At 71.7% G+C, this 12,626-nt stretch carries 14 protein-coding genes; 3 read left to right on the top strand and 11 right to left on the bottom strand.

What is annotated here, in order from left to right; translation table 11 throughout:
* Positions 1–33 precede the first annotated feature (33 nt).
* From ACF09C_RS03810 to ACF09C_RS03795, 4 genes are all read right to left on the bottom strand, one after another.
* Positions 34–984, bottom strand: a complete 951-nt coding sequence (locus ACF09C_RS03810) for a cytochrome c oxidase assembly protein (protein ID WP_392088271.1) — start codon at positions 982–984, stop codon at positions 34–36.
* 114 nt (positions 985–1,098) lie between these two features.
* Positions 1,099–2,124: a 6-phosphofructokinase gene (locus ACF09C_RS03805; protein WP_362425660.1), complete on the bottom strand. Its 1,026-nt coding sequence runs from the start codon at positions 2,122–2,124 to the stop codon at positions 1,099–1,101.
* 167 nt (positions 2,125–2,291) lie between these two features.
* Positions 2,292–3,020: a type 1 glutamine amidotransferase gene (locus ACF09C_RS03800; RefSeq protein ID WP_392088268.1), complete on the bottom strand. Its 729-nt coding sequence runs from the start codon at positions 3,018–3,020 to the stop codon at positions 2,292–2,294.
* A 19-nt stretch (positions 3,021–3,039) separates the two neighbouring features.
* Complete coding sequence (locus ACF09C_RS03795) at positions 3,040–4,287, bottom strand: MurT ligase domain-containing protein (protein ID WP_362425653.1); 1,248 nt, start codon at positions 4,285–4,287, stop codon at positions 3,040–3,042.
* Positions 4,288–4,413: 126 nt separating this feature from the next.
* Here ACF09C_RS03795 and def point away from each other — a divergent pair, with 126 nt between their 5' ends.
* On the top strand, positions 4,414–4,977 hold the full coding sequence (def, locus tag ACF09C_RS03790) for a peptide deformylase (RefSeq protein ID WP_392088265.1): 564 nt from the start codon (positions 4,414–4,416) through the stop codon (positions 4,975–4,977).
* A gap of 151 nt (positions 4,978–5,128) precedes the next feature.
* On the opposite strand, the gene ACF09C_RS03785 is transcribed toward def, so the two are convergent.
* Positions 5,129–5,776, bottom strand: coding sequence for a TetR family transcriptional regulator (locus tag ACF09C_RS03785; protein WP_392088262.1), 648 nt, complete (start codon positions 5,774–5,776; stop codon positions 5,129–5,131).
* A 163-nt stretch (positions 5,777–5,939) separates the two neighbouring features.
* On the opposite strand from ACF09C_RS03785, the gene ACF09C_RS03780 reads away from it, so the two are divergent.
* Complete coding sequence (locus ACF09C_RS03780) at positions 5,940–7,196, top strand: acyl-CoA dehydrogenase family protein (protein WP_392088260.1); 1,257 nt, start codon at positions 5,940–5,942, stop codon at positions 7,194–7,196.
* 70 nt (positions 7,197–7,266) lie between these two features.
* Here ACF09C_RS03780 and ACF09C_RS03775 read toward each other — a convergent pair whose 3' ends face one another.
* From ACF09C_RS03775 to ACF09C_RS03765, 3 genes are all read right to left on the bottom strand, one after another.
* The gene (locus ACF09C_RS03775) at positions 7,267–7,560 is read right to left on the bottom strand and encodes an SHOCT domain-containing protein (RefSeq protein ID WP_392088257.1); all 294 of its coding nucleotides are present in this window, start codon (positions 7,558–7,560) and stop codon (positions 7,267–7,269) included.
* A 66-nt stretch (positions 7,561–7,626) separates the two neighbouring features.
* Positions 7,627–8,079 (bottom strand): DUF6325 family protein, encoded by a 453-nt coding sequence (locus ACF09C_RS03770; RefSeq protein WP_392088255.1) that lies wholly within the window; start codon positions 8,077–8,079, stop codon positions 7,627–7,629.
* A 151-nt stretch (positions 8,080–8,230) separates the two neighbouring features.
* Positions 8,231–8,698 carry a VOC family protein gene (locus tag ACF09C_RS03765; protein WP_392088252.1) on the bottom strand — a complete coding sequence of 156 codons (468 nt, stop codon included), beginning with the start codon at positions 8,696–8,698 and terminating at the stop codon, positions 8,231–8,233.
* A gap of 133 nt (positions 8,699–8,831) precedes the next feature.
* On the opposite strand from ACF09C_RS03765, the gene ACF09C_RS03760 reads away from it, so the two are divergent.
* Complete coding sequence (locus ACF09C_RS03760) at positions 8,832–10,211, top strand: cytochrome P450 (protein ID WP_392088250.1); 1,380 nt, start codon at positions 8,832–8,834, stop codon at positions 10,209–10,211.
* A gap of 18 nt (positions 10,212–10,229) precedes the next feature.
* Here the strand turns inward: ACF09C_RS03760 and ACF09C_RS03755 are convergent, their stop codons facing one another.
* The 3 genes from ACF09C_RS03755 to ACF09C_RS03745 all read right to left on the bottom strand — a co-directional run bounded on the left by ACF09C_RS03755 (position 10,230) and on the right by ACF09C_RS03745 (position 12,625).
* Positions 10,230–11,018, bottom strand: a complete 789-nt coding sequence (locus ACF09C_RS03755; protein WP_392088247.1) for a putative protein N(5)-glutamine methyltransferase — start codon at positions 11,016–11,018, stop codon at positions 10,230–10,232.
* Between the two features lie 187 nt (positions 11,019–11,205).
* Positions 11,206–11,691: a glutathione peroxidase gene (locus ACF09C_RS03750; RefSeq protein ID WP_392088245.1), complete on the bottom strand. Its 486-nt coding sequence runs from the start codon at positions 11,689–11,691 to the stop codon at positions 11,206–11,208.
* Between the two features lie 70 nt (positions 11,692–11,761).
* Positions 11,762–12,625: an acyl-CoA thioesterase gene (locus ACF09C_RS03745; protein ID WP_392088242.1), complete on the bottom strand. Its 864-nt coding sequence runs from the start codon at positions 12,623–12,625 to the stop codon at positions 11,762–11,764.
* Between the last annotated feature and the right edge of the window lies 1 nt (position 12,626).

Here is a 12,626-nt window from a genome sequence, read left to right as displayed (position 1 = left end):
GGGCGGGCGAATGCTACTCCCGTGCGCGTACCGTCAGCGCCCGCGTGCCTGGAGCGAGGCCAGGTAGGCGTTGTACGCCTCCAGCTCCTTGTCGCCGTCGCGGTCGGCGGCCCGGTCCTTGCGGACGGCCTGCCGCTGCTCGGAGTGGTACCACTGGTACACCAGTGCGATCAGCACCAGGACCGACGGGATCTCGCTGAACGCCCAGGCGATGCCGCCCGCCGCGTGCTGGTCGGCGAGCGCGTCGATCCCCAGGGAGGCCGGCGGGTCCGCGTACGCCTTGACCATCGGCTCGCTCGCCATCATCAGGGCGATGCCGAAGAACGCGTGGAAGGGCATGCCCGCGAAGAGCTCCAGCATCCGCATCACATAGCCCGGGCGGTGCGGGCCCGGGTCGACGCCCATGATCGGCCAGAAGAAGACCAGACCGACGGCGAGGAAGTGCACCATCATCGCGATGTGGCCGATCTTCGAACCCATCAGCGTGTCGAAGATGGGCGTGAAGTAGAAGCCGTAGAGGCTCGCGATGAAGAGCGGGATCGTGAACGCGGGGTGGGTGATGATCCGCAGGTAGCGGCTGTGCAGCAGCATGAGCAGCAGCTCGCGCGGACCCTTGTCGCCCCGGGGCGCGACGGGCAGCGCGCGCAGCGCGAGCGTCACCGGAGCGCCGAGCAGCAGCAGGATCGGCGAGAGCATCGAGATGACCATGTGCTGCACCATGTGCACGCTGAACATGACCATGCCGTAGTCGTTGAGCTTGGTGGACATCATCAGCGCGATGCTCAGCACACCCAGGGTGAAGAACACCGTCCGGCTCACCGGCCAGCCGTCACCACGCCGGCGCAGCCGCGCCACGGCCCAGCCGTACAGCGCGAGCCCCACGACAGAGCCGATGAGGAAGAACGCGTCGGGCGAGAACTCGAGTGCCCGTCCCAGCGTGAACGGCGGCAGATCCATCGTCATGCCGTGCCCGCTGTGATCCATCTGTGTACTCCTGGAGCCCGATTCGCGCTTGTTGTCCGCACCAGACTAGAACCGCCCCCGTTCGCGGCTGCGACCGGGGGCGGTTCGGGGTGTCCGTAGGACGGCGTACGAGGGTCAGAGCACCGTCTCGGCCTCGGCGTAGCGCTCGGACGGGACCGTCTTCAGCGTCTCCACCGCCTGGGCCAGCGGAACCATCTCGATCTCCGTGCCGCGCAGCGCGGTCAGCATGCCGAACTCGCCGCGGTGCGCCGCCTCCACCGCGTGCCAGCCGAAGCGGGTGGCGAGCACCCGGTCGTACGCGGTCGGCGTACCGCCGCGCTGGACGTGACCGAGTATCACCGGCCGGGCCTCCTTGCCGAGCCGCCGCTCCAGCTCCACCGAGAGCTGGTTGGCGACGCCGGTGAAGCGCTCGTGGCCGTACTGGTCCTTGGCGCCGACCTCGAACTCCATCGAGCCCTCGCGCGGCTTCGCACCCTCGGCGACGACCACGATCGCGAACCGCTTGCCCGCCTCGAAGCGCGCGCCGACCCGGGCGGTCAGCTCGTCGATGTCGAAGGGACGCTCGGGCACGACGATCGCGTGCGCGCCGGCGGCCATGCCGGAGTGCAGGGCGATCCAGCCGGTGTGCCGGCCCATGACCTCGACGATGAGCACGCGCTGGTGGGACTCGGCGGTGGTCTTCAGCCGGTCCAGTGCCTCGGTCGCCACACCGACGGCGGTGTCGAAGCCGAAGGTGACGTCCGTGGAGGCGATGTCGTTGTCGATCGTCTTCGGTACGCCGACGATCGGCAGCCCCGCCTGGGAGAGCAGGTTGGCCGCCTTCAGCGTGCCCTCGCCGCCGATCGGGATGATCGCGTCGAGGCCCAGGTCGGCGACGTGGCCGCGGGCGCGCTCGACGCCGTCCACCAGGTGCGCGGGCTGGACCCGGGAGGAGCCGAGGATGGTGCCGCCGCGCGCGAGGATGCCGGCGACCGCGTCGAGGTCGAGCTTGCGGTAGTCACATTCCAGGAGGCCCTTCCAGCCGTCGTGGAATCCGATGACCTCGTCCCCGTGGTCGACGACGGCACGGTGCACGACGGAACGGATGACGGCGTTCAGACCGGGGCAGTCGCCTCCGGAGGTGAGCACACCAATGCGCATAGCCCGAATACCTTTGCAACGTGGGCCGACTCCCGGACCACGTCGTCCGGTTGGATCCCCGCCACCCTATCGGTGCCGGGTGGCGGGGCCGAACCGGTTGTCCACGGATTGGACACTGTATTGACTAACGCATCCCATGTGCGCATGGGCGCTCAGAAGTGCACCCGTCAGGCGGGCTGGGTCGCCGACGCGATGCGCTCCGCGCGCAGCGCCTCGTACCAGCGGTCGTCGGTCGGCGGCAGCGCGTTGACGTCCAGGGCCAGCTTCAGGAGCAGGTCCGCGATCTGCGGGTTGCGGGCCATGACCGGGCCGTGCATGTACGTACCGAAGACGGTGTCGTTGTACGCGCCCTCGGTGCCGTCGCCGGTGCCGTTGCCGCGGCCCAGGACCGTCCGGGCGAACGGGCGGGCCGTCGGGCCGAGATGGGTGATGCCCTGGTGGTTCTCGAACCCGGTGAGCTGGGGCAGGCCGAGGCGCGGGTCGATGTCCGCGAGGACGTCGCCGACACACCGCTCGCCCTCGCCGCGGGTGGAGATCACGTCGATCAGGCCGAGACCGGGCTCGCGCTCGCCGAGGTCGTTGATGAACTCGTGGCCCAGGATCTGGTAGCCGGCGCAGACCGAGAAGATGATCGCGCCGTTGGACGCGGCGCGCTCCAGGCCGCCGTCGCGGCGCAGCCGCTCCGCCGCGAGCCGCTGCGGCCGGTCCTCGCCGCCGCCGATCAGGTAGATGTCGCCGGAGGTGGGCACCGGCTGGTCGCTGCGGACGTCGACGCGCTGGACGTCCAGTCCGCGCTGGCGGGCGCGGCGCTCGACGACGAGGGCGTTGCCCTGGTCGCCGTACGTGCTGAGCAGGTCCGGGTAGACCCAGACCAGGCGCAGGCTGCTGTCACTCATGCTGCAAGTCCTCTACGGGTCAGTTGCCGACGCGGCGGCGGACGTCCTGGAAGGCGGTGTAGTTGGCGATCAGCTCGATCTGGCCGGGCGGGGCCAGCTGGACCGCCTCGTCGAGCGTCTCGCAGACGCGGAAGTCCACGCCCGCGACCTCGAGCCGGACCGCCAGGTCCAGCTTGCGGTCGCCCAGGACCATGATCGGGTGGCCGGCGAGCCGCCCGTAGTCCACGTCCCACAGCCAGGAGGTGTCCGTGCCGTCGGCGCCGCGCGCGTTGACGGAGAGGATCACCGGCGTCGGCGGCTGGTCGATGAGGGAAAACGTTTCGAGCCAGCCCGCCGGGTTCTTCGCCAGCAGCAGCCGCAGCTCCCGGCCCTGGAAGGTGACCACGTCGTAGCGGCCGGCCACGGCCTGCACCTGGTACATGCGCTCCAGGGCGACCTGCGGCGGGACGCCGAAGACCGCGGCGACGGCGGCCGAGGTGGCGGCGTTGGCCTTGTTGGCGCGGCCGGGCAGCTGGAGGTGGATCGGCCAGGCCGAACCGTGCGGGTCGAGCACGTGGTCGCCGTTGAGCGCCCAACTCGGCGCGGGGCGGCGGAATCCGCACTCGCCGCAGAACCAGTCGTCGCCCGGGCGCTGCATCACACCGCCGCAGGAGGGGCACGACCAGGCGTCGTCCTTCCACTCCTGGCCGGCGGCGACCCACACGACGTTGGGGGAGGAGGAGGCGGCCCAGACGATCAGCGGGTCGTCGGCGTTGGCGATGACCACGGCCTTCGTACCGCTCAGACCCTCGCGCCACTTCTCGGCGAGCATCCGGGTCTCGGCGGCCCGGTCCAGCTGGTCGCGGGAGAGGTTGAGCAGCGCGATCGCCTTGGGCGTGGTGTCCCGGGCGACTCCGGCGAGGTACTTCTCGTCGACCTCGATGACGCCGTACTTGGCGTCCGAGCCGCCGGCCAGGGCCGAGGTGATGCCCGCGGGCATGTTGGCGCCGAGCGCGTTGGAGACGACGGGCCCGCTGGCCCGCAGCGCCTCGGCGATCAGCCGGGTCGTGGTCGTCTTGCCGTTGGTCGCCGACACCAGGACGACGTCCAGATGCTGGGCGAGCCGTCCCAGCAGGTCGGGGTCGAGCTTGAGCGCCACCCGGCCGCCGATCACCGATCCGCTGCCGCGTCCGGCTGCCCGCGACACCGCGGCCGCGGCCTTGCCCGCCGTCACGGCCAGTTTGGCGCGCGGCGACAACGGCTCTGGATTACCGGGGTGTCCTGACATCTTCCTTGTTCCTCCTTGCGTCGGTCCGGGCTCAGCCTATCGAGATCAGGCCAGGGACCCGAACTGCGGCACCCCTGCGCCCCGCGCCGAAACGACGAGGTCACAGCGGACCGTACCCTTACGCCCATGCGAAACCGGCCGATCCCCGGCAGTTCCGGCCACGTCCGAGCGATGACCCTGCTCGGCGCACCGGTGCTGCACACCCCCTGCGAACCCGTCGTCGACTTCGGTCCTGAGCTGGAGCGTCTTGTCGAGGACATGTTCGCCACGATGTACGCGGCGAACGGGGTCGGCCTCGCGGCCAACCAGGTGGGCGTGGGCCTGCGGGTCTTCGTGTACGACTGCCCGGACGACGAGGAGGTGCGCCACCTCGGGCACCTGGTCAACCCGCGCCTGGTGGAGGCGGACGGCGAGGTGGTCCGGGGCGCGGAGGGCTGTCTGTCCCTGCCGGGCCTGGAGGCGCCCACGCCGCGCTTCGACCGCGCGGTCGTCGAAGGCGTGCGGGTGGACGGCACCCCGGTGCGCGTCGAGGGCACGGGCTTCTTCGCCCGCTGCCTCCAGCACGAGACGGACCACCTGGAGGGCGGCGTCTACGCGGACCGGGTCACGGGGTGGCGCAAGTCACGCCTGCTGCGGGCGGTCAGGAAGGAGCCGTGGGGCGACCGGGCGGAGGTCCTGCAGGACCGCTGAGGCCTGCCCGGTTGACCGCGATCGGGTCCGACCGGCGGGCCGCAGGCGGCGCCGACCGGGCGCCCCGCGGTCCGAGAGATGCCCGACCCCGGAGCCGCGCGGGTCCGGGAGCCCGTCCGCGCCCCGCGGTCCGAGAGGCTCCTGGAGGGGGCTATAAGCCCGGTGCGCCGGCGCGGTCGCCCGCCTCGGCCAGCCGGCCCCACAGGAGGTCCGCCAGGGCCTGCACCAACTCCTCGCGGGAGCAGGGGCGTTCGCCGAGCCACCAGTCGCCCGCCGCGTGCATCATGCCGACGATGCCGTGGCCCCAGATCCGGGCCTGGGCCTCGCCGACCGGGCCGAGGTCGATGCGCTCCGCGATGACCTGGCCCAGCTCCTCGCCCATCCGCCGCAGCACCGGCGCCGAGTGGCGGCCCACGTCGAAGCCCTGCTCGGCCTGGTGGGTCTCCTCGGCCGGGTGCATCAGGAAGCGGTAGACCTGCGGCAGCGCCTCGATCGAGGCGAGGTAGGTGTCGAGGGTGGACTCGACCCGCTTGCGCCGGTCGGCAGGCGCGTCGAGCGCCGCCCGCAGCGCGGCGAGCAGCGCGTCGGTGTGCCGGGTGGCGAGCGCCCGGTAGAGGCCGCCCTTGTCGCCGAAGTGCCGGTAGAGGATCGGCTTGGTGATGCCGGCCTCCGCCGCGATGGCGTTCATCGAGGCCCCGGGGCCGTCCCGGAGCACCACGCGGTCCGCCGCCTCCAGCAGTTCACGGCGCCGCTGATCGGCCGGCTTCTGCTGTTCGGTGGTCCGGTGTGTGGTCTCCATAGCGCGTCTCCCCGCCCGTGCGAATTCCCTGAGGCTGTCGCAACGTAACACCAGTGCGGGACCCTGTGCCGCGCCGCCCTGAGCGCTCCGCCGCAGGTTGACAGCGCCTACCCGTGAGTAACAGACTGCTGTTACCGCAAGTAACGCACTGCTGGGAGGGAACATGGCCGAGTTCACGCTCGAACTCAACGACGACCAGAAGCAGGTCCGTGACTGGCTGCACGGATTCGCCGAGGACGTGATGCGCCCCGCCGCCGCCGAGTGGGACGAGCGTGAGGAGACTCCCTGGCCGATCATCCAGGAAGCCGCCAAGATCGGCATCTATTCTCTCGATTTCTATGCCCAGCAGTTCTTCGACCCGACCGGGCTCGGCATCCCGATGGCCATGGAGGAGCTCTTCTGGGGCGACGCGGGGATCGCGCTCTCCATCGTCGGCACCGGCCTCGCCGCCGTCGGCGTCCTCGCCAACGGCACCGAGGAGCAGATCGGCACCTGGATCCCGCAGATGTACGGCGACGTCGACGACGTCAAGGTCGCCGCCTTCTGCTCCTCCGAGCCCGACGCCGGCTCGGACGTCGCCTCGATGCGCACCCGGGCCGTCTACGACGAGGCCAAGGACGAGTGGGTGCTCAACGGCACCAAGACCTGGGCGACCAACGGCGGCATCGCCAACGTCCACGTCGTGGTCGCGGCCGTCGACCCCGAGCTCGGCTCCAAGGGCCACGCCTCCTTCATCGTGCCGCCGAACACCCCCGGCCTCTCCCAGGGGCAGAAGTTCCAGAAGCACGGCATCCGCGCCTCGCACACCGCCGAGGTCGTCCTCGAGAACGTCCGCGTCCCCGGCCACTGCCTCCTCGGCGGCAAGGAGAAGCTGGACGAGCGCCTCGCCCGGGCCCGCGAGAAGGCGAAGGCGGGCGGCGGTGTGGGGGTCCCCCCGGCCGGAGGCTGGGGGAGCGTGAAGAACGCCGCCATGGCCACCTTCGAGGCCTCCCGCCCCGCCGTCGGCGCCATGGCCGTCGGCACGGCCCGCGCCGCGTACGAGGTCGCCCTCGACTACGCCAAGACCCGCGAGCAGTTCGGCCGCCCGATCATCGACAACCAGGGCGTCGCCTTCCAGCTCGCCGACATGCGCACGCAGATCGACGCCGCCCGGCTCCTGGTCTGGCGCGCCTCCTGGATGGCGACCACCGGCAAGCCCTTCACCTCGGCCGAGGGCTCGATGTCCAAGCTGTACGCGAGCGAGGTCGCCAAGAAGGTCACCGGCCAGGCGATCCAGATCCTCGGAGGCAACGGCTACACCCGGGAGTACCCGGTGGAGCGCATGCACCGGGACGCGGCGATCTACACCATCTTCGAGGGCACGAGCGAGATCCAGCGCCTGGTGATCGCCCGCACCCTCTCGGGCATGCCGATCCGCTAGGCAGCCGCCCGCGCCCACCGGCCCGCACCCCCACCAGGGGCGCGGGCCGTCGTGTGCGGGCGGGCGGGGGTCACGTCCCGAGGAGGGCGCGCTTCTGGGTCTCGAACTCCGACTCGGTCAGCACGCCCTGCGCCTTCAGCTCCCCCAGCTGCTTGAGCTGCTCGATCTTGGTACTCATGTCGTCACCGGCGGGCGCCGGAGCCTGAGCCGGGGGCTGTTGCTGGTAGGACTGCTGGTACTGCTGCTGTCCTGCCTCCTGCTGGGCCCATCGGCCCGCCTGCCGCCGTGACACGCGGTTGGACACAGCCGTGGCGGTGCCGGCGACGACGGCGGTGCGGGCTACACCGCGGAGAAGTCCGGGCATGGTCAGTCATCTCCCAGGGGGTGCTCGGGTGCTCGGTTGCCGGATGAGGTCGGGCCGTCCCCCTCCTCAGCCGGAGCCCGCCGCGTCGGCGGCGTCCAGCGAGGCCAGCAGCGCCTGGACGGGAATCCGTCCGCCCGCCACGATCTGCGCGCCGCTGCGGCGCATGGCGCGTGCGAAGGGGGCGGCCCACACGTTCTCGTACACGATGACCCCCGCGGAGTTGCCGGGCTCCAGCGCGGATCCGGCGTCGTCGACGTCGCTCTGGTCCAGCAGACCGGAGGAGGCACCCTCGAACACCGTGAGATCGACCTCGCCGCCGAAATCCGTCAGCTCCACCGCGGTGACCGACCCGTCTTCGTCCTTGCGGATGAACTGCAGGTCGAGGATGCGGATGATGCCGCGCTCCACCAGGTCGACGAGGAGGGGGAAACCCTCACCGGTCATCCGGTTGCCCGGGAACTCCAGGATCAGGTAGTCGACGGGGCCCATGTCCTCGAGTTCCGACAGGTCGTCGCTCATGGCCACTCCTCCAAGCGCTCGGGGTTCCCGCCTCGACCGGACCGGTTGCGGACGGCCCCCGCCTCGGCGAGAGGTGGCCGCTCAGACATTCCAGCACCGCCCGGTGCCCTCCGCACGTCGTGAGGCGCCGCGCCCCGGCGTGCCGGGAGCGTCACACCACGCAGAACTCGTTCCCCTCCGGGTCCTGGAGCACCACCGCGTAGTAGTCCACGCCGTCCGGCTCGTCCATCGTGTACAGGATCGTCGCGCCGAGGGCCGTCAGGCGGGTGACCTCCCCGTCCACGCGCTCGCGCCGCAGGGCGAGCGGCACCTCGCGGCCGCCGCCGACCTTCAGGTCCAGGTGCACCCGGTTCTTGGCCGTCTTCGGCTCAGGGACCTGTTGGAACCAGATCCTCGGCCCGACGCCCCTCGGGTCCACGATCGACTCGGGCAGGTCGCCGGCGCCCTCCGGGAGCTCCTCCTCGGGCACCCCCAGCGCCTCCCAGTACGCGCGCCAGCTCGCGTACCCCTCGGGCGGCGGCTGCGGTACATACCGCAGGGCCTCCGCCCAGAAGCGGACGAGCCGCTGGGGCTCGGCGCAGTCGATGGTGATCTGCAGCGTCATCTCGATCGGTTCCATGGGGCGAGTGTCCCGGACGCCACTGACAGTCCTCCCGACCGGACGGATCCGGACGAGCCCCGGCTCATGACTGTCGGCAGGACGGCGGCTGCGGGACAATCGCCACCGGTGACGATCAAGGGGGAACGGATCCATGGCCACGACCAGCACCGTCGTACCGGGACCGGCGGGGCTTCCGCTGCTCGGCTCGATGCTCGACCTCAAGAACGACTCGCTCGGCACCTTCCTGAACGCCCAGCGCGTCCACGGTGACGTCGTCCGGTTCACCGCGGGACCGCCCGGCCTGCGCGGGGTCCTCTACGGCGTCTTCTCCGCCGAGGGGGCCCAGCAGGTCCTCGCCACCCAGTCCGCCAACTTCCGCAAGGACAATCTCTTCTACCAGGAGGTGCGCGAGTCCTTCGGCAACGGGCTGTTGACCAGCCAGGACGAGGACTACCTGCGCCAGCGGCGGCTCATCCAGCCGCTCTTCACCCGCCGCCGCGTCGACAGCTACGCCGGGGCCGTCGCCACCGAGGCCGCGAGCCTCACCGAGGAGTGGCGCACCGCGGAGGACTCCACCGTCGACGTCCTCGACGAGATGACCCGCCTCGCGCTCCGCGCCGTCGCCCGGATCCTCTTCGGCACCGACGTCGAGGCCGCGGTCGCCATCGTCGAGCGCGCCTTCCCGGTGATGGCCGACTACGTCCTGCGCCGCGGGTTCTCGCCGCGCAACATCCCCCGGGACTGGCCCACCCCGGGCAACCGCCGCGCCGCGGCGGCCTCCCGGGAGCTGTACGCCGTCTGCGACCGGATCGTCGCCGAGCGGCGCGCGGCCGCCGGCGCGGGCGCCGTCGACGACGACCGGCAGGACCTCCTGACCCTCCTCGCGGAGGCCGAGAGCGCCGAGGACGGCAGCTTCGGCGCCACCGAACTCCGCGAGCAGGTCCTGGTGTTCCTGCTGGCGGGTCACGAGACGACGGCCACCTCGCTCGGCTTCGCCCTCCACCTCCTGGCCCGCCATCCCGAACAGCGCAAGCGGGCCCACGAGGAGGTCGACCGGGTCCTGGCCGGCCGCACCCCAGGCGCCGCCGACCTCGACGCCCTGCCGTACCTCACGCAGGTCCTCAAGGAGGCCATGCGGCTCTACCCGGCCGCGGCGATCATCGGCCGCCGCGCGGTCGCCGCCACCGAGGTCGACGGGTACACCATCCCGGCCGGCGCCGACGTGATCGTCGCCCCGTGGGTCACCCACCGCCACACCGGGTACTGGGAGGAGCCGGAGCGCTTCGACCCCGACCGGTTCACGCCCGAGGCGGAGGCCGCCCGCCCCCGGTACGCCTGGTTCCCCTTCGGCGGCGGCCCGCGCGCCTGCATCGGCCAGCACTTCTCGATGCTGGAGTCGGTCATCGCCCTTGCGATGATCCTCCAGGCCTACGACCTGGAGGCCATCGACACCGAGGTCCCGGTCAACGCGGCGATCACCCTCACCCCGGCGGGACCGGCCCGCTGCCGGCTCCACCCCCGAGCCGGGTAGAGCCGAAGACCCGCGGCCCTACGGACGCGTCGCGACGACCACCGTCGCGTACAGCTCGTCCGAGCCGATCACCCGGCACGTCAGACCGTGCCCGGTGACCGTCTCGACCGCGCGGGCCGCCTGCTGCTCGGACGTCTCGACCAGCAGGTGCCCGCCCGGGACCAGCCAGTCGGCGGCCTCGGCCGCCACCCTGCGCAGCACGTCGAGCCCGTCCGCGCCGCCGTCGAGCGCGACGAGCGGCTCGTGCTCGCGCGCCTCGGGCGGCAGCAGGCCGATGTCGTTCGTCGGTACGTACGGCACGTTGGCGACGAGGACCTGGACCCGGCCGCGCAGCCCGTCCGGCAGCGGGTCGAAGAGGTCGCCCTCGAAGACCCTGCCGCCGCGCGGCTCGATGTTGCGCCGGGCGCAGCGCACGGCAGCGGGTTCGATGTCCGAGGCGTACACCTCGGCGCCCGGCACGGCCGAGAGCAGGACCGCCCCCGCCGCGCCGGACCCGCAGCACAGGTCGACGCAGAGCGCCCCGGGACCGGCCAGGGACACGGCTCGTCCGACGAGGAACTCCGTGCGCCGGCGAGGCACGAAGACTCCGGGATCGACGGCGACGCGCAGCCCGGCGAAGGCCGCCCAGCCCACGACGTGCTCGATGGGCAGGCCGCCCGCCCGCCGCTCGACCATGGTGTCGAGTTCGTCGGTGTCGTGGGCGGTGGTGAAGAGGAGCTCCGCCTCGTCCTCGGCGAACACGCAGCCGGCGGCGCGCAGACGGGAGACGGTGGTGGAGCGAAGGGAGAAAGAGGGGTCGATCGACATGGAACCTTCCGGGAAGCCGAGGGGCGCTCCCGTGGTCACCGCTGTCGGGCGGACCACACGGTCGTCGAGGGGGAGCTCCCTGCCTGCATGGCGTTGATGGGTCCCACCTCCTCGGTCGTCCTGGCTGGAATCGATCACATTACATGATCGACACGTGGTGGCCCGCCCGGCGGGGGCGGCCCGCCGCTCAGGCCGAGAGCAGCGCCTCGATGGCCGCGACGACCTCGGGGGCCTCCGGCTCGGTGCGCGGACGGAAGCGCGTGACCTGCCCGTCCTTGCCGATCAGGAACTTCTCGAAGTTCCACTGCACGTCCCCGGACTCGCCGTCCGCGTCGGCGACCTTGGTCAGCTCCGCGTAGAGCGCGTGACGGTCCGCGCCGTTCACGTCCGTCTTCTCCAGGAGCGGGAACGTCACCCCGTACGACGTGGAGCAGAAGGTCTGGATCTCCTCCGCGGTGCCCGGCTCCTGGCCCAGGAACTGGTTGCACGGCACGCCGAGCACGGTGAGGCCGCGCTCCCCGTACTCCTTCTGCAGCCGCTCCAGGCCCGCGTACTGCGGCGTCAGACCGCACTTGGAGGCCACGTTCACGACCAGGACGGCCCGGTCGCGGTAGTCGGCGAGCGTGGTCGGGTCACCGGACAGGGTGCGCAGCGGAATGTCGTACAGGCTCATGGTCGGCTCCTCGTCGAGACGCGGCACTCGGTACTGGAATGCGTAACCCGTTCACCCTACGACCCCCGGCTCACAGCTTCCGGAACAGTCCCTCCTGGACCACCGACACGAGCAGCCGGCCCTCGCGGTCGTAGATCCGGCCCCGGGCCAGTCCACGGCCGCCCGTCGCGATCGGGGACTCCTGGTCGTAGAGGAACCACTCGTCGGCGCGGAACGGCCGGTGGAACCACATCGCGTGGTCCAGCGACGCCATGTCGAAGCCGCGCGGCCCCCACAGCGGCTCGACCGGGATGCGGACCGCGTCCAGGAGCGTCATGTCGGAGGCGTACGTCAGCGCGCAGGTGTGCACCAGCGGGTCGTCGCCCAGCGGGCCCACCGCGCGCATCCACACCGCGCTGCGCGGATCCGCGCCCGTGACCTCGTCCTTCGTCCAGCGCAGCCGGTCCACGTAGCGGATGTCGAACGGCTGGCGCCTGGCCATCCGCTCCAGCGCCTCAGGCAGCACGCCCAGGTGGTCGCGGATTTCGTCCGCGAGCTTCGGGAGCGTCTCCGGGTCCGTCATGTGCCGGGGCGGCAGCTGATGCTCAAGACCGGCCTCCTCCGGCAGATGGAAGGAGGCGGTCAGGTTGAAGATCGTCCGGCCCTGCTGGACCGCCGTGACCCGGCGGGTGGTGAACGAACGGCCGTCCCGCACCCGCTCCACCTGGTAGACGATCGGCACGCCAGGACGGCCCGGCCGCAGGAAGTACGAGTGCAGCGAGTGCACCGGCCGGTCGCCCTCCGTGGTGCGCCCGGCGGCCACCAGGGCCTGCCCGGCGACCTGGCCGCCGAAGACCCGCTGCAGCGACTCCTGCGGGCTCTGACCACGGAAGATGTTGTCCTCGATCCGCTCCAGATCGAGCAGGTCGACGAGTCTCTCGGCGGGATTGGTCACC

The sequence above is a fragment of the Streptomyces sp. NPDC014870 genome (genome assembly GCF_043081505.1).
In the GTDB taxonomy this organism is placed as follows: domain Bacteria; phylum Actinomycetota; class Actinomycetes; order Streptomycetales; family Streptomycetaceae; genus Streptomyces.
The sequence above is the reverse complement of the archived record's forward strand: the minus strand, read 5'-3'. Positions and strand labels throughout refer to the sequence as shown.

What these genes read in the sequence shown, in the direction of transcription:
- ACF09C_RS03810 (WP_392088271.1), bottom strand. Translation starts at nt 984, where the DNA reads ATGGATCACAGCGGGCACGGCATGACGATGGATCTGCCGCCGTTCACG.
- ACF09C_RS03805 (WP_362425660.1), bottom strand. Translation starts at nt 2,124, where the DNA reads ATGCGCATTGGTGTGCTCACCTCCGGAGGCGACTGCCCCGGTCTGAAC.
- ACF09C_RS03800 (WP_392088268.1), bottom strand. Translation starts at nt 3,020, where the DNA reads ATGAGTGACAGCAGCCTGCGCCTGGTCTGGGTCTACCCGGACCTGCTC.
- ACF09C_RS03795 (WP_362425653.1), bottom strand. Translation starts at nt 4,287, where the DNA reads ATGTCAGGACACCCCGGTAATCCAGAGCCGTTGTCGCCGCGCGCCAAA.
- def (WP_392088265.1), top strand. Translation starts at nt 4,414, where the DNA reads ATGCGAAACCGGCCGATCCCCGGCAGTTCCGGCCACGTCCGAGCGATG.
- ACF09C_RS03785 (WP_392088262.1), bottom strand. Translation starts at nt 5,776, where the DNA reads ATGGAGACCACACACCGGACCACCGAACAGCAGAAGCCGGCCGATCAG.
- ACF09C_RS03780 (WP_392088260.1), top strand. Translation starts at nt 5,940, where the DNA reads ATGGCCGAGTTCACGCTCGAACTCAACGACGACCAGAAGCAGGTCCGT.
- ACF09C_RS03775 (WP_392088257.1), bottom strand. Translation starts at nt 7,560, where the DNA reads ATGCCCGGACTTCTCCGCGGTGTAGCCCGCACCGCCGTCGTCGCCGGC.
- ACF09C_RS03770 (WP_392088255.1), bottom strand. Translation starts at nt 8,079, where the DNA reads ATGAGCGACGACCTGTCGGAACTCGAGGACATGGGCCCCGTCGACTAC.
- ACF09C_RS03765 (WP_392088252.1), bottom strand. Translation starts at nt 8,698, where the DNA reads ATGGAACCGATCGAGATGACGCTGCAGATCACCATCGACTGCGCCGAG.
- ACF09C_RS03760 (WP_392088250.1), top strand. Translation starts at nt 8,832, where the DNA reads ATGGCCACGACCAGCACCGTCGTACCGGGACCGGCGGGGCTTCCGCTG.
- ACF09C_RS03755 (WP_392088247.1), bottom strand. Translation starts at nt 11,018, where the DNA reads ATGTCGATCGACCCCTCTTTCTCCCTTCGCTCCACCACCGTCTCCCGT.
- ACF09C_RS03750 (WP_392088245.1), bottom strand. Translation starts at nt 11,691, where the DNA reads ATGAGCCTGTACGACATTCCGCTGCGCACCCTGTCCGGTGACCCGACC.